This window comes from Dyella sp. AD56 (genome assembly GCF_002878475.1).
Lineage (GTDB): Bacteria > Pseudomonadota > Gammaproteobacteria > Xanthomonadales > Rhodanobacteraceae > Dyella.
Genome location: NZ_NRDP01000031.1, coordinates 1 through 17,860 on the forward strand (window position 1 = coordinate 1; position 17,860 = coordinate 17,860).

A 17,860-nucleotide genomic window follows, 5' to 3' on the forward strand; every position below is an offset into this window, starting at 1 on the left:
TTGCTTCGGGCACGCTCATGCCTCCGAATTTACTGCGCCACAGGTAATAAGAAGCCTCACTGAAGCCGTGCTTGCGGCACTGCTCCTTGACTGGCATGCCGGCTTCAACCTCTCGCAGGAAGCCGATGATCTGCTCTTCGGTAAAACGCTTCTTCACGTCCAATCTCCTTCGGTTGGGGGATTGGACTCCAAATCGAATCGCTACTCAAAAGCGGGGGGACGTCGCGCGCCTACTGATCAAACAGTATGGGGTCAGTCCCTGACGATTGGGCCCGAGAGGTACTGCTCATCGGTGACCGGTTCCATCCAATTCACATTGGTGCCGTCGAGCATTTCGGTGATCGCCACATGAGTCATGGCGGTGGTGTCGGTGGCGCCATGCCAGTGGCGACGCTGACATGGGCACCAGATGACGTCGCCGGCACGAATCTCTGTGCGCGGGCCGCCTTCGCACTGCGTCCAGCCCACGCCGTAGGTCACGATCAGTGTTTGTCCCAGCGGATGGGTGTGCCACGCGGTACGTGCGCCGGGTTCGAACGTGACGATCGCGCCACCGGTTCGCGCCGGCTCGTCGGCCTGGAAGAAGCTGTCGATCCGGACGGAGCCGGTAAAAAAGTCGGCCGACCCTTTGACGGACGGTCGCGAACCATTTCTTGTGATCTTCATGCAGAGACTCCATTTGAAATCGACGCGCGTGTCGCTGCGCTTGCGGCGCAACGCATCACGTGTTCTTGGTCAAATGGTATGCCCGGAATCATGGCGTGATAATCCACGTCCGCCTGCATTCACTTGTGAGCAACGCTCAGCAATCACTCGCTAGCCCGTGGCGCATCAAGGTGGATTTTCGGAGGGTGCGTAAGCGATCCATCCCTTGAACGTGAAGCCTGCATAGAACAATTCGATGGATGCGAAGCCAGCCTGTCGCATCAAGGCCACATCGTGTTCCGGCGAGATCAACGGAAGCTTGGCATCGATAGCAATGATGGCTGCTTTCGCGTTCGACTCCGCGATGCCAGATGACACCGCGAACGCTGCGTATCGGGCCAGCCAGCGAGCCTTGTCGGGTGCTTCCTGCGGAAAACTGTGGTGTGCCACCACCAGTGGAGCACATGGCTTCAGGCGGCGCCGTAGCGCCGTGAGTGTGTGCAGTCGTTCCTCGTGCGTGAGGAAGTGTAGGGTCAGCAGGCAAGTGGCACCGTCGAAGCGTTCATCAGGAGCGTCGTCGACATAACCTTGCAGCAGCTCCACGCGTGAAGCGAGCGGCCCCAGTGTGTTTTCCGCCAGCTTGAGCATCTCCGCCGACGGATCGATGCCTAGCAGTCGCCACTGGGGATGCGCCTCCGCAAACACCTTTAGTTCAAGGCCGCCACCCGCGCCAAGGACGAGTACACGACCATCCGTCGGGACACTCTCGGCCAGAAGGAGTGATGCCATGTGCTGAAGGGCGTGAAAGCCGGGGACTTGCCTGACAGGCCCCTCGGCGTATCGGGCAACGGCGTCGGGGTCGGAGAACGAGGACACGATGTGCTCCCGATGAAGTGAGCTAGTCAGGTTGATGGACCGTCGCTGCCGCTTCAGCCTTCCGGCCAGACAAGCGAGCGGTGGATCTGCGCTCCCGCCCAGGCACCGTCGCCTACAGCAAGAGATACCGAGTGCGGCGCACGGGCCACATCACCGCAGGCGAAGGCGCCTCGGATACTGGTTTCCTTGGTTTCGGCCGTCCAGATCTGTTTGCCCATGAGGGTGTCCATCAGTTCGCAACCCAGGTTGCTGGCGACGGGGCTGGATGGCGTGCAACGCGAGGCGGTGAACAGTCCGGCCAAAGGCAGGCGTCGTCCGTCGGCAAGCAGCACGTCGGCGTCGCCATCGAGCTTGTCGATGAGTGCTTCCTCGATGACTACGCCGCGCTGGATCAGGTCGCGTCGCGCATCTGCGTCGAGGGAAACACAGCCGTTGGTCAGAAAGGTGACTTGCCCCCATTCCGGAAGTAGTTGCGCCTGATGTATCGACATCGGCCCGGTGGCGATAACGCCGATACGACCCTGGTCGAGTTCGTAGCCGTGGCAATAAGGGCAATGGAACACCGCTTTTCCCCAGCGTTCGGCCAGTCCGTCAATGGCGGGAAGTTCATCTGACACGCCTGTCGCAAACAGTAGGCGTCGGCCAGAGTGGGCATCTCCATCATCTAGCATCACGCTGAAATCGTCCTTGCTGCCGGATGCTGATGTGACCAGCCCGTCTATCCAGCGCAGTGATGGATAAGCCTGCAACTGGCGACGCGCCTCGGTCGCGATATCAGCGGGGCTCACGCCGTCCTGTCCAAGGAAGCCGTGCGAATGACTGGCAAAACGGTTGCGTCGCTGGCCGGCATCAATCACCAGTACCGTCTTGCGGGCACGTACCAACTGCAGTGCCGCAGCCATGCCGGCATAACTGCCTCCAACCACGATGACATCGTGCATGTTCTAAACCTTTCGTGTACGCCGTTGTGCGTGCCGCCGCGCAAAGTCGGTGGCAAGGTCGGCAAGAGTGATGTGGGCGAAGCGCTCTAGCAGGACGGCTTCCGCTTCAGAAATGGCGTCGGCCAGTGCGGCGTTCACGGCCTGCTCGACCAGGCATTCGGGTCTTTCGTTTCGATTGCCGATGGCGAAGATCGCCGGTTCGCCGAGTGCTTCATGCAGATGAAGCAGCGTAACACGGGAGAGGTCGGCGGCAATGCGCCACCCGCCGGCATGCCCTCGATCTGACGTGACGAGTCCCGCGTCGCGCAGCAGTCCCATGGTTCGCCGAACAACGACCGGGTTGGTGCCGAGGCAATTGGCCAGGGAATCGGACGTCATGGGCTGATCCTGCTCCGCCATGTGCAGAAGGGCGTGCAACACAGAGGAAAGGCGGCTGTCGGATTTCATGTAACAACGATAGTTACATGAAATCCGGCGGGCATCAAGCGCATGGCGTGAGTTCTAGCGTCGGACCATGACAGCTCCGGCGATGAGCATGGCGGCGCCGAGCCATCGGATCGGATGGGCGATATGTTGCGGCACGCCAAAGAGGCCGAAGTGATCAATGGCGATGCCCGCCGTCATCTGTCCCACCACGATAAGGGCCAGCACGGTGGCTGCCCCGAGTCGTGGAATCATCAGGATCGCCGTGCCCACGAAGATCGCGCCGAAGACGCCGCCCATCCAGGACAGGGGTGTTGTCCGGGCCAACAGCACGTCGCCAAGGCGAGGACCCTTGGTTGCCAGGGCGAGCATCAGCATGACCATTGTGCCGATCAGGTAGCTGGTAAAGCCTGCCCACCACGGAGATCCGATCGCGGTGCGCAGATTGGCGTTGAGTACTTGCTGCACGGCCACGCTGATGCCCGCGCCGATCACGAGCAGGTAAAGGCAGGCATTGAGTGCGATGGTCATGAAGGTTCCGGCACGAGAGGGGCTGTGTGCAGAAGCGTAGGCTTCGCTGGCCGCACTGTCTGGAACGAATGTGACCTGCGCTATCGGGTTCGGTAGCGCCCAGGTGTCACGCCAAAGGCGCGGCGGAAACAGCGCCCCAGGTGACTTTGGTCTGCAAACCCGGACATGACCGCGGTGTCGACGAGTGGCGTTCCCGCGCGCAGGAGCTTTCGTGCGTCGTTAAGTCTGGATGTCATCGCAAAGGTTTTGGGTGGCATACCATGAGCGCGTCGGAATGCCCGTGAATAGCCCTCGCGACTCATGCCGATGTTCGTGGCGGCGAGGTGAACTGGGGTCATAAAGTCACTGGGCAATGACAGCGTGCTTTCGACAGAGGATGCGCGATGCTCGGGGAGTGCATGAAAAAGCAGTGCCGGCGAAAAGTTCTCCTCGTTGCGCCAGTCATCCTTCAGGCGAGTAAGTAGTGCAGCCACGTCTAGAGTGCGGGCATGGGTGTAGATGTTCAGGCAGGTTACGCCGTGTGGTTGTGGCAAGGATCGATGGGGTAGGCCGGATGGAATGCATATGCCTTCACCTGCCTCTACGATGACCACTTTGCCGCCAATGACGAAACGCCTGCGACCGGTGAGCACGAAAGTGATCTGGTCTTCATCGTGAAAATGATCGGGAAGTGCCACCTCGGTGCCGTGCACCAGCGCAAGCTCCACGATGTCCTCGATGCCCGGGCTCCAGTACGTCCACGCGCCGCTGGGGTTTGCGATGGAAACGATGCGGTCGATGGCGAGTGCGGAGTTCAATAGGGTTCCCGGGAAGACGCTTGCCTAGCCGGATGGGGAGGTGGTGGCGCGGGGCGCTTCGCATCCATTCTAGATCAACGTGCCACCGGTTTTTGCTGTTGTCTCCCGGATAGCTCGCGTTGTCACGTCTGTTTCTCCATGGGGCGTGTCGGGACTGGGCAAGTGACGGCTTTAGAGGTAATGCTGTGATCCGGGATGGGCGCTTTCGATGCGGGCGGCCACGGTCGATGGATGAGAACCTGATCTTTGTGTCACGCCACCAGGAGCGACGCCATGCTGATCATCAAGGGAAGTCTGGGGTTAGAGTCTGACGGGCGAAACTTTGGCGGCCACGATCGCATCGCCCTGTTGGCCAAGATAGGTGAGCTGGGCTCGATCGCTGCGGCGGCGAGAGAGGTTGGCTTGAGCTACAAAGGGGCCTGGGACGCTGTGGATGCCATGAACAATCTGGCAGACGAGCCCCTCGTTCTGCGCGCCGTGGGCGGCCGTAGCGGTGGCGGTGCCGACCTGACGGATCGCGCGCGCCGACTGATTGAAGTCTTTGGTTACATGGAGGCGTTGCATCAACGATTCATGGAGCAACTGAGTGCTTTCGCCGACGATCCCCTTTCCGACATTGACCTTGTGAGGCGATTCCTGATGAAGACGAGTGCGCGAAATCAACTGGCTGGCGTAGTGGCGTCGGTAGAGGCTGGTGCGGTCAACGACGTGATACAGCTCGATATTCAGGGTGGGCAGCGGCTGGTGGCCACCGTGACGAGCGAGAGCACCAAGAGCCTGGGTCTGGCGCCCGGAAAAAAGGCGTTTGCCTTGATCAAGGCATCCTCGGTCATTGTTGCGATCCCTGACGGCTCAGTGCGGCTTTCGGCGCGCAACCAGTTGGCCGGCGTCGTCTCTTACGTACGGCGTGGCGAGGTCAATGCAGAAGTGGGGATCGAGCTCAAGGGCGGCACCGTACTGGTGGCCATCATTACGCTTGCCAGCGTGGATGCGCTTGGATTGCGCGAGGGCCTGGATGCGATGGCCATCGTCAAGGCATCGAGCATTATTCTGGGGACGCTGGAATGACCCTCGCGGCGTGCGGAGCGCTACGCGTTTCCGCACGCCGTCGGTCCTGCATCGCTAGCTCAGAACTTGTAAGAGATCATCAGGCGGTTGTAGGTGAATGATTCATTGCCCGGATTGAGGTTGGCAATGCCACCCACCGAGCGTTCCCAGCGGTCGCGCAACTGAAAGCCTTTGAGCGCGCCGTCGAAGTTGTAGATGATGTCCAGGTACAGGTCGTGGCTGTCGCCACGCTCAAGTGCCGTGTACTTCGCGTAGGCAGCCACCAGTTGCAGCTTCTTGTCGAAGAAGTTGTATAGCGCGCGACCCTTCCAGGCATGTCCCGGGCCGATTTCCACCAGGCCGCGAATCATCGAGGTGGTGAATAACGGGTCGGTGCCGTAGTTCACCGTGTACGGTGAAATCAATGCACCGTCGCCAACGGCGCCCGATTCGCCATCCAGCTTGTTGTAGGCAAAATCGATGCGTCCGTCGTAGATCGACGTACCGATATCGGCGCCCCATGCCTGCGCCTTGACGCGATCGCCCGCCACGCCCACCAGCTTGGTCTTCGTCTCGACCAGGATGTTGTCGCTGCCACTACCGTTCTGGGTGAGTGCCTGCACGGCAATGAAGGGGTTGAATGGCGTTTCGGTGGTGAACGTGTAGCTGCCGTTGATGTAACCCATGTGCGCGAAGCGCAGAAAGTCGTAGTACCACGCTTCGGCTTTCAGGCCGCCGTTGACGTAGTTGGTGCCCGCCGCCCACGTGCCCGGCGTCTTGGGTGAGTTGATGGGCAAGGAGCCGTTGTTGCCATACATGGAATCACTGTCGAACTTGGACGGGTAATACAGGTTGTCCGCATACATGCCGTTGGATGTACGGCTCTTCCAGCTGTACTCGCGAATGGCGTAGATGTTCCAGTCCGTCACCGGCGTGAAGCCCATCAATAGCGCGTTGTAGGACGAAGGGATGACGCGCGAGTCGTTGTTGCCCATCCATGGCGTATCCAAATACTGGTAGCCGCCGCGGAAGAGAAACCAGTCGCGCTTGTACTGCACAAACGCCTGGCTCCATGCGCCCAGCGAACTGTTGGGGCCCATCAACGAGGTGTCTACTTTCGCCGGGTTGTCGCTCTTGGTGCCAAGCATATTGGCCGTGACGAACGATCCGCCGAAACTCAGGCCGCCGAGCACCGTGCCGGTTTGTGCATTGATCAGAGCGGCAAGGGAGAGTGCATGCGCATCGGGCGTGGTGCGGGCGTCGTACATGCGGTTGAAATCGTACAACCGCAATTGGCCGTCCACATGGCCGTTGGTAAAGAGGTCGTTGAAGCTATCGTCTGCGTGGGCTGATGAGCATGCCGCGATAACGCAGGCGGAGAGCATCCACAAGCGGGAGTTGCGCATAAACACCCCTTTTCATTTCTCTGAGCCGCGGTGATGGGAGCGCCTGCCGAAACAGCGCAGGCGCGCGTGACGACCGTACAAACGCAGGATCCTATCGATATCACCTTCACTATATAGCGGCTGGAAGCTTTGGTGAAACCGCCTTGGAACAAGGCAACGGGGCCTCATGCCGCATCTTTTTGCGATGCGGACGAATTGAGGGGAGGGGCTGCCTTTCTGTCGTCAGGGCGGGGTTTCCGCCCGCATAGTGAGATGCGCCCGATCGTCTTGGCGGCAACGAGCGATCAGCCCCTTTCAGCCGGCCCGTTCCATGGCTGGCCTGCGGCGACGCGCTCGCCAGAACAGGAACCCTGTGACGAGCATGAAGGTGGGTAGCGCGGCACCAATGGCGAGCAGCGCACGCCATATGCCGCCGCCGACAGCGGCGGAATGGATGGGAAAGAGTGCGTTGGCCAGGCGTGCCCCGGGGCCTAGTCGGGTGGCATCTTCACCACCCAGCACCTGGGCGGTGTAGGGGTTGAGAAAAAGTGTGCTCCGGCCGCTCGGGTTCCATTCCCCTGGGCGCCGCACACGCATGACGAGCGCAGCGCCGGGGCGCATCGGCAAGCTGATGCGCGTGATGATGGCGTCCGCGGCCGCCGCGTGTGCGGCCTCTAGCAAGGTGGGCCAGCGGATGCCGCCGCCATCGCTGGTTACCTTGGGCGGCCGAGCCGGCTGCGGTTCGCCAAAGGCCTGGATGAGCCCTGTGCGCACCGCGCCGCGATACGCCATGGTGGTGCCGGTGCCGATGGTTACGAGCAATAGGGGAAACGCGAGCACGCCGACCATGCGATGCCAGCTTGCCCAGCGCAGGATGGGCGGATGCGCGTGCGGCTTCAGGTGGGTAACGGCCCGGCGTCGGCCTGGCCAGTAAAGCCACAGGCCGGAAGCAAGCATGAAGAGTCCGCCACATGCCACGATGCCGAGTACGGTTTCGCCCGTGCTGCCTGATAGCAGATGCGTATGCCAATCCAGCAGAATCAGCAGCGCGTCGTGGTTCGCGGCACGCACCAGCAAAGGGTGTCCGTCGACGGGATCGAAATAGTGGCGGTCGCCGTTCTTTGCGACGCCCTCGAACGCCGTCAACCCATCTCCAGGCAGAGCGATGCTGCGCAGTTGCTTGCCTTCGCTGGTGGCGAGTATCTGTTCGAGCGCTGGCCCAAGCCCCGTCTGCTCGGGAACGGTGCGACCGATGAGCTCGGGATGCGTCATGGCAAGCAGCGGCCGCTCGAACAGCAACACGCCACCGGCCAGCATCACCAGGGACAAGAGCACACCTAGACTAAGCCCAAGCCACAAATGCAGCGTCTTCAGCGCGTGGCGGAAACGCCGCCGGTGGTGTGCTTGCGGCGTGCCGCTCATGAAGCCTTCCTCAGAAATCGAACGATGCCTGCACGTAATACGTGCGCGGCTGCCCCACGTAAAGCCCGTCGTTGTTGTCGGTGGACCGCGTGAAGTAACGGCGGTCGAAAAGATTCTTCACGCCCAGGCCCAGTTTGAGGTTCGAGAGTGACGGCCCGAAGGCATATTCGCCGCGCACGTTCCAGGTGGTCCAGCCGGGGATATCGCCCAGGTCACCGTCCGGCGTGCCTGTCGTCTGGTAGACCGCGGGGTGCGCGGGATCGAAGCTCGGCGAGCCGGGAGAATGCTGGCGCGATTGCGAGAACGCATCGAGATTGAACGTCCATGCGGTGCGCTGGTAGCGCAGGCCAAGGTTGGCCGTGCGGCGCGAATAGAACGGCAGGTCACGTCCCGCGAACGAACCGTACTTGTACATGGCATGCGTATAGGTGGCCGTACCCCACAGGGTTAGGCCCTGTAGGCGGGGGTCATACGCACCGAGATCCACATGCCCGCCGGACTCGATGCCTTTGTGCGTGGTGGCGCCGAGACTGGTCCAGCCATCCACCGAGTCCGGCACGCCGGGCAGCTTGCCCACGTACTGGAGTTCGTGGTCGAAATTGATGCGGAACAGCGTGAGTTCTCCACCCCAGGCTCCGTTGTCGTAACGCGTGCCTATCTCGTACGTGCGTGCCTTCTCGGGCTCCAGGCCCTGGGCGAACTGGTTGTTCGAATCCTTCTGGCTGATCTGGAAATACTGCAAGGCACCGAATGACGTTTCGGCGTTGGCGTACAGCTTCCAGGCGTCCGTCAGGTGATAGATCACGTTGAGCGAGGGCAGGGGCTGCGAGTAGTGCTCGCGGCGGAAGGTCGGGCCTTTCACGATAACGGTGCTACTGGGATGCGCCTGCCACCAGCTATTGATGCGCTCATAGCGAAGGCCTGGCGTGATGGTCCAGTTGCCGACATTGATGGTGTCGTCCACGTAGAGCGCGTTGGCTTCGTTGGAGCCAGTGTTGTTGCCCGTCAGTACGTAGGGCGCCTCATAGATGCCACTGTCGAATGGCGTGTAGTTCAGTCGCGAGACGAACTTGTTGTTGCGCAGCGTGCGCTCGTTCATCCATTCGGTGAGATAGCGATAGCCCACACTGATCTCGTGCGTCCACTGCCCCCAGTCGAACAACTGCGAGTAGCGCGGCTCGATGGCGAAGGTGTGGTAATTGCGCGGGTAGGCGTTGAGCTGGTGCGTGTACAGGCCCGTGGCCGCGTTCTGCGTGATGGTTTCGATATGGCTGCCGCGGAAGCTTTGGGTGTAATACGTCTGCACCTCGAAACTGCGCCGGTCATCGGTGTGGCTGTAGCGCAGTACGGCATCCTGGCGGCGACCGTGGAAGTCATCGAACGGACGGCGCGACTGGAACGGGTCGGCATTGTAGTCGGCCTGAGTAAGGCCGCCGGGCATGCCTGCCTGGCCGTCGTAGTAATGCAGGCTGCCGCTGATCTCATCGGTGGAACTGAGAGCGTACTTTGCCTTCAGCATGAGATCGTCGATGCTTTCGTTGTCTTCCTTCTCGCGATAGCCCGGGCCGTGGGAGCCGTTGTAGAGCAAGGCGAGGCCAAGGCCCGATGCTGTGGTGCCGCCAAGGAACAGGTTGCTCTGTGTGCGGATGCCGCCGTACTCGCCGCCCTGCAACTGCACACCCGCATCGCCGCCGAAGTTCTGCGGGATGTCGCGCGTAACGAAGTTGATGATGCCGCCGACATTCTGCGGCCCATAACGCACGGAGCCGCCCCCGCGCACCACGTCGATGGCCTGCAGGTTGCCCAGCGCCACCGGCGCCATCGAGACCTGAGGCTGCCCATAGGGCGCCACGGCAATGGGTACGCCATCCAGCAGCAGCGTCGAGCGCGGAGAGAGGCGGGAGGTCAAGCCGCGTACGCCCACGCTAAGCGACACATCGCTGCCGCCGGTGCCGTTGCTCTCCTGTACTTGCACGCCCGGCACTTTGCGCAATGCGTCGCGTAGGTTCACGGCGCCGGCCTCGCGCATGTCTTCGCGACGAATGACGGTGCGTGCGCCGGGATGGTTCGCCACCACGTTCTGGTTCGCTTCGCTCAGCCAGTCGCCCACCACGGTGACGCCCTCCAAGCTGGCTGGCTTCTTGGCATCGGTGGAGGCGGGTAGCGGGGCATGTTCTTGCTGGGCACTGGCAACACCGGTGTAGGCGGTGCCGGCAAGCGCCAGAAGGACGGCGTGTCGAAGGGAGGGCATGGCGAGGAGGCAACTTCTTACGAAAAGTCGCACATCCTAGTTGCGAATGATTATCATATCAAACATTGGGCCGACTGCCGTGCGGACGGCGGCGCTGCTTCACAATGTGCATAACCAAAGACTGATATCTGTCTGCTGTCAGTGGCGTGCTGATATGTCCCTTCGCGCGCCACTTATGTGGTGAGCATCACACTCATGACGTGGTACTGGAGCACGTCTTGCGTACTCGCCGCTTTATGTCTTCCTGAAGGCGAGGGTGTTTCACTGCCGCTTCACAGCCGAACCGCTGTCATCAATACTTTGCGCGTGCGTACAGGGTCGAATTGGACTTTGGAGGGGAGCAATGCACGTAGGACCGAGGGCGGGGGCCCTTTTGCGACAAGCCGGAGTGGCTGCGATCTACCTGGTCGCGCTCATGTTGTTTCGTCAGATTTCCATCCCACACTGGATCTTGCTGACTGGATTTCACCTGGCGGTTCTGATGCTCGTACCGTACCGGTACTGGCCAGCGCTGTTTGTGGGTGACTTCGTTCGTCTGGCCTACATTAGCCTTACATGCCTGGATCAATACGGCCCACTCTGGGCATTAGCGAACAGCATTCCTTCGATCGCGTACGAGGCGCCGATCGTGTGGTGGTTCCGCGAACGCTGGCATTTGTTCCCGGCGAAGGGCGCGGTGAACATGGTGGCCTTCGTTGCGTGCGCGCTTGTTATCGCGGCCATCGCCACCGTGGAAACCATTGGTCAGGTGCAACTCGCGCCGCTACCGCCGGGCTACGACATACAGTACGGTGAAGTGATTGCCCGGCTGATGCTGGGCAACTTCATGGGCGTGCTGACCATCACGCCTTTTGCGCTGGTGATTTACCAGAGTTTCGTCGCCGCGAATCATCGTGTATCCAGCTGGATTCACCAGGTCCTGGACAGTCGGCTCTTTCTGGAAAGCGTCTTCATGGTGGTGCCGACGCTGGGGTTTCTGGCGTGGATCGGTGAACACGACGATCACACGCGCATCGTGGCGCAGATGGCCATGTTCCTGCCGGTCATCGTCATGGCGTTCCGTCATGGCTGGCAGGGCGGTGCGATCGCCGGCACGATAGCCAGCATCGGCACGGTGCTGCTGATGCCGGCCACCAACGATCACGCCACACTGCAGGCCGAGACACTGGTTGCCATGGCCATATCCACCATGTTGCTAGTGGGGGCGCGCCTGTCCCATCTCGACCGACGTGCGGAAGAAGAGCGGTTCGACACGCGCATGGCGATGGCGTTGGCCCAGCGCAACGTGGCCCTGGGTGAGGCGCAGTTGCGCGTCACCGCTCAGGCACTGGATCAACTGCGCGACTCCATTGGTGGCGTATTCGGGATGATGCTGGGGCGCTTGCGGCATTTGCAGCCTGTAGCGGACGACGCAGGCTTTCGCCGGCAAGCTCAGATTGCGCAGGAGCAGATCTATCTGCTGACTGATTGCCTCAGTCCTTCCCAGCTCCGGGAGCGTGGCCTCCCGGCGGCGCTGGTTCACGGCAGCCTGGCGCAGACCCTCCAGGAGGCCGGTGTCAAATACTGGTGCGACCTACGTGGTCCAGTGAGCCTCTTTCCGCAGTCAATGACTTTGGCCGTCTATCGCATGACATGCGAAGCCATCGCCGACGCGCTGCTTACGCGGGATGCGTCCGATGTGTTGGTGAAGATCCGCTGCGGTACTCGGCACGGCGGATGGATCGTTCTAATGATCGAGACAAAGCGCCACCCGGTGAGAATGCAGCACGTCGACTGGGCGCTGGCGCATCGGCTTCGGGCTAGTGCGACGGGCTTGGGGCGCAAGGCTATCGAAGATCGTGCCGCCACGTTCGGCGGCCAGGTGCGGGAACGAGCCTTGCGCCATGGCCGTCGATTGATCGCATCACTGCACGAACCGCACCCCCGCGACTGATCGCGGGGGTATGGGGATTGCCGGATTACTGAATGCCCTTGATGTTGCACTCGATCGGGTCGCAGGTGCCCTGCGGCGTCAGTGCATTCACGCGCATCGTGCCGCCACCCAGTGACTGGATGCCTTTGATATTGCACTCGATCGGATCGCAGGTGCCCTGCGGTGTGGCCGCATTCAAGCGCACCGCGCTGCTGCTCTGAGCCTGGATGCCTTTGATATTGCAGTCGATCGGATCGCAGGTGCCCTGCGCCGTCGCTGCATTCAAGCGCAGCGTTCCATCGCTCAGGGGTGTGACCGTCACGGCCGTTTGCCCATCGTTGTAAACGTTGGCCGGGTTTGCCGTAGCCGTGGCCGTGGTGGGAACTGCAGCCGGCTGGTTGGGCGTGGTCACCTGTTGCGCAAAGCGACCGATCGGCAGCGTGATGAACTGACCACCCCCGGTACCAACACTGCCCAGCACATTGCCGTTCGTGTCGTTGACCTGGATGTAGTTGATGCCACCCAGTGCAAAGACGTACACGTGGAAATGCGGGTTGGTGCTGACGTCGGAGGCATTTGGCCACGCCTGGCCTAGGCCAGTGGCCGGTGTGGCTGCCATGGCGGCGCCGGTGAGGGTGGCGAGCGACACCGCGAGAACTGCACGTGACAACAAACGCATAAAGGACCCCTTATGGGCTGATGGAAACGCAATCCATGTTTCGAGGCAGAAATCTATCACCCAACGATGAAGGGCAGGCCAACAATTTTTTCGAATGAGTCATTCGTCCTGGTGATGACTCCATTGGGACTGGGGCCTCCTCCCCGCTCCTGTCGCCTCCCTAATACCGTTTCTGTTGGCAGGGATACTCGATCCAAATGTCTCATTGGCGTCCAAATGAACCGCGTCTGCTTCGGTCAGAATGATGGCGAATGGCCAGAAGAAGTATGCCTTCCGGTGAGTGCGCTTCCCCCAAAGACAACAAAGGCCGCGTAAGCGGCCTTTGTTCTTCGTATCGATGGTAAGCCTTTACACGATGGGCACTTGATTGACGTTGTTCTTGGGGTCCAGCCAGAACGCTTCGTTCGCGAAGCGACCAAAGATGTCGCGCGGCAGGGTGGGTTGGCGCTCCATCGCTTCCACCTTGGGTCGAACGGAATGCAACCCGGGCATGCCGACGCGGGCATCGAACTCATCCGCGTTGTACTCAATCTGGTCGAAGTCGTGTTCGAACCAGGGTTCGCCGAGGAATTGGTAGACCGCACGCATGGCCGTGGCCGGGTCGCTTACCAGGCTTTCGTAGGTCAGCATCAACAGGTGATCTTGCGCATATCGACCGTAGAATGCTTCCTTGGTGGCTTGGTAGGCGAAGCCCACCATGCCCCGGGGATCAGTCAAGGCCTCGATGCGCGAGTACACCGTGGTGTTGGTGTCGAAGCGAAATACCTTGCTGACGCTGACGGGCTGCTTTTGTACTAATCGCTCCATGCTGTCCAGCACCCAGGCTAGCTGGCGCACGCACGCAATGACCTTCACTCCAGGGAATAGCGTGTTGAGCAATTGCATTCGGCTGCACCACAACCGACTAGTGTCGAACACCACGCCGGCATCTGCTTGAACCGAGTAGAAGTTCTCGACTAGCCCGCGCAACACGGCGATGCGCTGCTCGTCGGAGACATCGAACGAGAAATCGTTCTTGCTACTGGCTTCCGCGATCACCACGCCCATGATGTCGGCGAGTGGACTGGTCATGCCTGCACGGAAGCGCGGATTCTGATTGAGAATGGCGGCCAGTAGCGTGGTGCCGGCGCGCGGCAGCCCGGAAATGAAATGGAACTTCCGTGGCGGGTGGCTGGCGTCTGGCGTAGCAGGCATACGGACAATCTCCTAGTGATCAGTGGCGGGGCTGCAAGATCGCCCTCGATTCAGGGGGCTGGTGCTGTCGACGCGCGCATGCGCATCTCGTAGCCGACTTCGACCATGCGGGCTTCTCCCTTACCCGATACGCGAAGTAGCAGCTCCTCGGTGGCGCGCTTGCCCATCTCGCGCACAGGCTGATGAACGGTAGTCAGTGGCGGCCACACTTGCGTCGCAATGGTGGTGTCGTCGAAGCCGCAAATAGAGATCTCGCCAGGAACGGAAACCCCAGCCTCTGCAGCGGCCCAGATTGCGCCAACGGCCATATCGTCATCAGCCGCAAAAATGGCAGTAGGTCGGCGTTTCAGTGCGAGCAGGTGGCGGGTGGCGGCCACGCCGGACTCAAAGGAAAACTGGCCCTGGACCATGTACGCAGGGTCTTCCTTCAACCCCGCGCGCTTCATGCCATCGCGATAACCGGCGAGGCGCCAGATGCCTGCGCCGTGCTTGGGGTCGCCAAGGATGTGCGCAATGCGACGATGCCCCAGTGACGCAAGGTGCGCCACCATTTCCGCAGCGGCTTCGCGTTCGTGCAGCATCACGCCGATGCAGTCCTTGGGTTGGCGCGGGGCGATCGACGCAAACGGAAGCTCACTCTCGCGCAGGTACTTGAGCAGCTTCGCGTGATCGGTGATGGGTGGCGTAAGAATCAGTCCATCCGGTTGGTGTCGGGAAAGAATGCCCTCGACGCGCTCCACGAAATCCGGTGCGTTGGACACCAGCGGCTGCACCATCATGCTGTACTGCCTGGCTTCGCATGCTTCCAGTACGCCGGCCTGGACTTCCATGATGTAGCTCGGCGACAAGTTGTCGTAGAGCAGGCCGATCGAGAAGGAGCGGTTTGTCGCCAGGCTTCGTGCCGACGTGAGCGGTCGATAGTGCAGCTCTGCTACGGCAGCCAGCACACGTTCCCGCACCGAGTCGCGTACGTTCGGCTCGTTGTTGAGTACGCGCGATACGGTCTTCTTCGAGGTGTCCGAAGCACGGGCGACGTCATTGATGGTCACGCGTGACATGGAGACCCCTGTGTCTTCAATGAACTGTTCCTCGTGTAGCGCCAGTCGTAACACGTTGGGTGGAAACGTTCCAGCCCGTCACTTCGACGACAGGATCGGCGGTTCCCTGTGCGGCGTATTGCGCAGTCAGGACGATCGATTCACCCGGCCAAAGCGTGATGTCATTGTCAGTCCAGCGTATGGGTAGTGCAAGGTCGCCGTTCGCGCCGCGTCTGATCGATACGTGCTGGAAGAGCGCCACAGCCTTGGATGATTCGGGCACCGATAGGGTGACTGTGGTCACGTTGTCATTGCCCTCGCGTCGCGTCGTGGCGTGGACTTCACTCGTCGCAGCCGGCAGTGATGCCAGTGCCGTCAAGTCTGCGTATTGCGTCAGCGGGGTGAGATACCAGCTCGACTTCGCCCAGTCGAGCACGTCTGTCCGGGTGGATAGCCAATAGACGTTGCGGCTGATCGGCTTGCCGTCGGAAGCGGTGAGGTCGAGCTCAATGAAGTACGTGGGTGACAGCTTGGCGATGGCCGGCAGCGTTGCCAGTGGCTGCGCGTGGTTCCCCGCGAGGTCGATGCCTTGCAGATGCTTCTCGTAGAGCACGCTGCCGTCCAGATCGCGCACGCGGATACCCGCCTGCAGGCCATGGACGTCGTCAAGCGTATGGTTCACCAGCACGATGTCCTTCGAGTCATACGAGTATTGAATGTGTACCAGCTCGTTGGCTTTCTTCGCACCGAAGTAGGCGCCGGCGGGGTTCATGAAGTAGTCGTACAGATGCCAATGCAGCGACGGCCACGCATTATTGAGCATCCAATAGATCACGCCGGTGGCCGGCTTCGCGGCATTCATGCGCGCGTTGAACGCCTCGAACTGTGCGCGAACGTTGTCGTAGTTGTCGAGCTGTGCCTTGGCGACATAGTCGGAGAGGCTGGTGGGTGCGCCGTAGCGATGCGCGAGCGCGTTGTCGAACGGCGTAAGCACGGCGAATTCCGACCAGTCCGCGGACGCGTGGTATTGCCTTGCATTGGGGTATTTCCACAGCGCTTCCTGCTCCTGTGGCGACAGCATGCGCTGCACGTCCTCCAGTCGCGGGATGTCCGCGCCCGCGCTGACTTCGGAATCAAATCCGAACGCACCGCCGAGCTTATCCGCGTACCAATAAGCAGGCGGAATCCAGTCGTACGGTCCGGCCATTTTCATGCCGGACGGGCCGGTTTCAGCGGTGCCCTGGTCGGCCGCCGCCGAGATGATGGGGAGCGACCAATCCTCCGCGTGCAGCGTATCGACGTACATCTTGGCGATGGGCGGCGGAGGTGCATTGTCGCTGCCGATATAAAAGCCAATCACGGAGGGATGGTTGCGAAGCAGGCGCGCTTCGCTGGCCATGGAGTTTTCAGCGACTTTCAGGTCGGCGGCAGTCCATGGTGAACCGCCGGTCTTTGCGGCTGACTCCCACTTGTCGCAGCACTCCCAGCCTGCCAGCACCAGAATGCCGTTCTGGTCGGCAAGGTCATAGAACCGCTGGTTTTCCAGCTTGCCCTCGCTGCGAATGGTGTTGAGGCCGAGGTTGAGCACGTAGTTGAACTCGGCGTCCATGCGGGCAGGGTCGTCGCGCAGGAACATGTCCGGCGCCCAGCCGCCACCGCGGATCAACAGCGGTTTCCCGTTGATAAAGAACTGCCGATAGCCCTGCTTGGTCAGGCTTGAGCTGACACTGCGTATACCGAACGTCGCCGTTGCCCGGTCGGAGGTAGCGCCCTCGACGGCGGCGGTCATCTCCAGTGAGTACAGCGGATGGTCGCCCATGCCCACGGGCCACCAGATCTTTGGGTGGGCCAGTGCAAGCCCCGGCGTGGTGGCGGGCGAGAATGAAACGATCTGCGTTTGTCCAGGTTCGAGGTGGACGGTTTGCTGCAAGGCGACGCCGGCCACGGTGCCGGCGATGGTTGTGTCATGTGCCACGGTGTCGAGATTCTTGGCGGTGACTTTCACCGTCAGCGTAGCGTGCGAGAGATCCGGCAGCGATAGCGCCGAAAGAACCTCTGGGTAGCTCAAGGCGACGGGGCCTGTTTGCACGATATCCACGCCGCGCCATGGCCCCATGTTGTTGTCCGGTGGCGTCGGGTTCCAATCCACCCAGCCAATCGACAGGCTCTTTCTCGGATCGGTGGGATGTATCTGCATGGCGAGGACATTCGCGCCCGCGTGAACCCAGCGCGTTACGTCAAACTCGTAGACGGGATAGGCACCGGCGACGTCGGCGTGATCAGCGACCTGATGCCCGTTAAGCCAGACGTCGGCACTCGCGATCAGGCCGTTAGCGCGCAGCAGCGTGTGCCGTCCTGCGGGATTCTTCGGCAGCGTGATGTCGGCGCGGTACCACCATGGCGTCACGAACAGGTTGCCGCTGGCGTCCGGCACCTGCACTGCACGCAGGTTGTCGCTATAGAACACGTCGTTCTTGAATGCGTGATTTTCCAGCAGGCCCGCCATCACGGTCGCCCGGCCGCTGACGGGATACCATTCCTTGGTGACAAAGCCAGTCGCAGAGATATCGGCGCCACCTTCCTGGGCCTTGGCGCTGTCCTGGATCAGCCAATGATCGACGCCGGTGACGGTGCCCGCGTCGACCGGCACTTTGGTGGTGGCGTAGGGCGTCTGGGCATGTGCGTCCGGCGCGAAAAAAACCGCCATCGCGACCATCATG

Annotated in this window: 16 protein-coding genes; 2 read left to right on the plus strand and 14 right to left on the minus strand. The window is 61.2% G+C overall.

Annotation, left to right across the window (positions count from 1 at the left end):
- The 7 genes from DyAD56_RS19625 to DyAD56_RS24135 all read right to left on the minus strand — a co-directional run.
- The coding region (locus DyAD56_RS19625; protein WP_146010572.1) for a transposase at positions 1-157 on the minus strand (157 nt) is incomplete at its 3' end.
- Positions 158-252: 95 nt separating this feature from the next.
- The gene (locus DyAD56_RS19630) at positions 253-666 is read right to left on the minus strand and encodes a cupin domain-containing protein (RefSeq protein ID WP_102304533.1); all 414 of its coding nucleotides are present in this window, start codon (positions 664-666) and stop codon (positions 253-255) included.
- A 165-nt stretch (positions 667-831) separates the two neighbouring features.
- Complete coding sequence (locus DyAD56_RS19635) at positions 832-1,521, minus strand: class I SAM-dependent methyltransferase (RefSeq protein WP_102304534.1); 690 nt, start codon at positions 1,519-1,521, stop codon at positions 832-834.
- 53 nt (positions 1,522-1,574) lie between these two features.
- Positions 1,575-2,462, minus strand: a complete 888-nt coding sequence (locus tag DyAD56_RS19640; RefSeq protein ID WP_102304535.1) for an NAD(P)/FAD-dependent oxidoreductase — start codon at positions 2,460-2,462, stop codon at positions 1,575-1,577.
- Positions 2,463-2,465: 3 nt separating this feature from the next.
- The gene (locus DyAD56_RS19645; RefSeq protein ID WP_102304536.1) at positions 2,466-2,909 is read right to left on the minus strand and encodes an Rrf2 family transcriptional regulator; all 444 of its coding nucleotides are present in this window, start codon (positions 2,907-2,909) and stop codon (positions 2,466-2,468) included.
- A 54-nt stretch (positions 2,910-2,963) separates the two neighbouring features.
- Positions 2,964-3,416 (minus strand): DMT family transporter, encoded by a 453-nt coding sequence (locus DyAD56_RS19650; RefSeq protein ID WP_102304537.1) that lies wholly within the window; start codon positions 3,414-3,416, stop codon positions 2,964-2,966.
- Between the two features lie 80 nt (positions 3,417-3,496).
- Positions 3,497-4,213 (minus strand): helix-turn-helix transcriptional regulator, encoded by a 717-nt coding sequence (locus DyAD56_RS24135; RefSeq protein ID WP_199179051.1) that lies wholly within the window; start codon positions 4,211-4,213, stop codon positions 3,497-3,499.
- Positions 4,214-4,486: 273 nt separating this feature from the next.
- Here DyAD56_RS24135 and DyAD56_RS19665 point away from each other — a divergent pair, with 273 nt between their 5' ends.
- A complete protein-coding gene (locus tag DyAD56_RS19665) occupies positions 4,487-5,281 on the plus strand; it encodes a TOBE domain-containing protein (protein ID WP_102304538.1) in 795 nt (264 codons plus the stop codon).
- A 59-nt stretch (positions 5,282-5,340) separates the two neighbouring features.
- On the opposite strand, the gene DyAD56_RS19670 is transcribed toward DyAD56_RS19665, so the two are convergent.
- The 3 genes from DyAD56_RS19670 to DyAD56_RS19680 all read right to left on the minus strand — a co-directional run bounded on the left by DyAD56_RS19670 (position 5,341) and on the right by DyAD56_RS19680 (position 10,318).
- Entirely contained in the window at positions 5,341-6,666 is a 1,326-nt protein-coding gene (locus tag DyAD56_RS19670) for a hypothetical protein (protein ID WP_102304539.1), read from the minus strand.
- Positions 6,667-6,960: 294 nt separating this feature from the next.
- On the minus strand, positions 6,961-8,067 hold the full coding sequence (locus tag DyAD56_RS19675) for a PepSY-associated TM helix domain-containing protein (protein ID WP_102304540.1): 1,107 nt from the start codon (positions 8,065-8,067) through the stop codon (positions 6,961-6,963).
- A 10-nt stretch (positions 8,068-8,077) separates the two neighbouring features.
- Entirely contained in the window at positions 8,078-10,318 is a 2,241-nt protein-coding gene (locus DyAD56_RS19680; protein WP_102304541.1) for a TonB-dependent siderophore receptor, read from the minus strand.
- A 343-nt stretch (positions 10,319-10,661) separates the two neighbouring features.
- On the opposite strand from DyAD56_RS19680, the gene DyAD56_RS19685 reads away from it, so the two are divergent.
- Positions 10,662-12,251 (plus strand): MASE1 domain-containing protein, encoded by a 1,590-nt coding sequence (locus tag DyAD56_RS19685; RefSeq protein ID WP_102304542.1) that lies wholly within the window; start codon positions 10,662-10,664, stop codon positions 12,249-12,251.
- Between the two features lie 25 nt (positions 12,252-12,276).
- Here DyAD56_RS19685 and DyAD56_RS19690 read toward each other — a convergent pair whose 3' ends face one another.
- The 4 genes from DyAD56_RS19690 to DyAD56_RS19705 all read right to left on the minus strand — a co-directional run bounded on the left by DyAD56_RS19690 (position 12,277) and on the right by DyAD56_RS19705 (position 17,847).
- On the minus strand, positions 12,277-12,909 hold the full coding sequence (locus DyAD56_RS19690) for a hypothetical protein (protein ID WP_199179052.1): 633 nt from the start codon (positions 12,907-12,909) through the stop codon (positions 12,277-12,279).
- 348 nt (positions 12,910-13,257) lie between these two features.
- Positions 13,258-14,103, minus strand: a complete 846-nt coding sequence (locus DyAD56_RS19695) for a sulfotransferase (protein ID WP_102304543.1) — start codon at positions 14,101-14,103, stop codon at positions 13,258-13,260.
- Between the two features lie 50 nt (positions 14,104-14,153).
- Positions 14,154-15,161 (minus strand): LacI family DNA-binding transcriptional regulator, encoded by a 1,008-nt coding sequence (locus DyAD56_RS19700; protein WP_102304544.1) that lies wholly within the window; start codon positions 15,159-15,161, stop codon positions 14,154-14,156.
- 16 nt (positions 15,162-15,177) lie between these two features.
- The gene (locus DyAD56_RS19705) at positions 15,178-17,847 is read right to left on the minus strand and encodes a sugar-binding domain-containing protein (RefSeq protein ID WP_233202691.1); all 2,670 of its coding nucleotides are present in this window, start codon (positions 17,845-17,847) and stop codon (positions 15,178-15,180) included.
- Positions 17,848-17,860: the final 13 nt, after the last annotated feature.

Bases quoted from the DNA above. Each gene is read 5' to 3' on its own strand.
- DyAD56_RS19630 (WP_102304533.1), bottom strand. From the start codon at position 666: ATGAAGATCACAAGAAATGGTTCGCGACCGTCCGTCAAAGGGTCGGCC.
- DyAD56_RS19640 (WP_102304535.1), bottom strand. From the start codon at position 2,462: ATGCACGATGTCATCGTGGTTGGAGGCAGTTATGCCGGCATGGCTGCG.
- DyAD56_RS19645 (WP_102304536.1), bottom strand. From the start codon at position 2,909: ATGAAATCCGACAGCCGCCTTTCCTCTGTGTTGCACGCCCTTCTGCAC.
- DyAD56_RS19650 (WP_102304537.1), bottom strand. From the start codon at position 3,416: ATGACCATCGCACTCAATGCCTGCCTTTACCTGCTCGTGATCGGCGCG.
- DyAD56_RS19665 (WP_102304538.1), top strand. From the start codon at position 4,487: ATGCTGATCATCAAGGGAAGTCTGGGGTTAGAGTCTGACGGGCGAAAC.
- DyAD56_RS19670 (WP_102304539.1), bottom strand. From the start codon at position 6,666: ATGCGCAACTCCCGCTTGTGGATGCTCTCCGCCTGCGTTATCGCGGCA.
- DyAD56_RS19675 (WP_102304540.1), bottom strand. From the start codon at position 8,067: ATGAGCGGCACGCCGCAAGCACACCACCGGCGGCGTTTCCGCCACGCG.
- DyAD56_RS19680 (WP_102304541.1), bottom strand. From the start codon at position 10,318: ATGCCCTCCCTTCGACACGCCGTCCTTCTGGCGCTTGCCGGCACCGCC.
- DyAD56_RS19685 (WP_102304542.1), top strand. From the start codon at position 10,662: ATGCACGTAGGACCGAGGGCGGGGGCCCTTTTGCGACAAGCCGGAGTG.
- DyAD56_RS19690 (WP_199179052.1), bottom strand. From the start codon at position 12,909: ATGCGTTTGTTGTCACGTGCAGTTCTCGCGGTGTCGCTCGCCACCCTC.
- DyAD56_RS19695 (WP_102304543.1), bottom strand. From the start codon at position 14,103: ATGCCTGCTACGCCAGACGCCAGCCACCCGCCACGGAAGTTCCATTTC.
- DyAD56_RS19700 (WP_102304544.1), bottom strand. From the start codon at position 15,161: ATGTCACGCGTGACCATCAATGACGTCGCCCGTGCTTCGGACACCTCG.
- DyAD56_RS19705 (WP_233202691.1), bottom strand. From the start codon at position 17,847: ATGGCGGTTTTTTTCGCGCCGGACGCACATGCCCAGACGCCCTACGCC.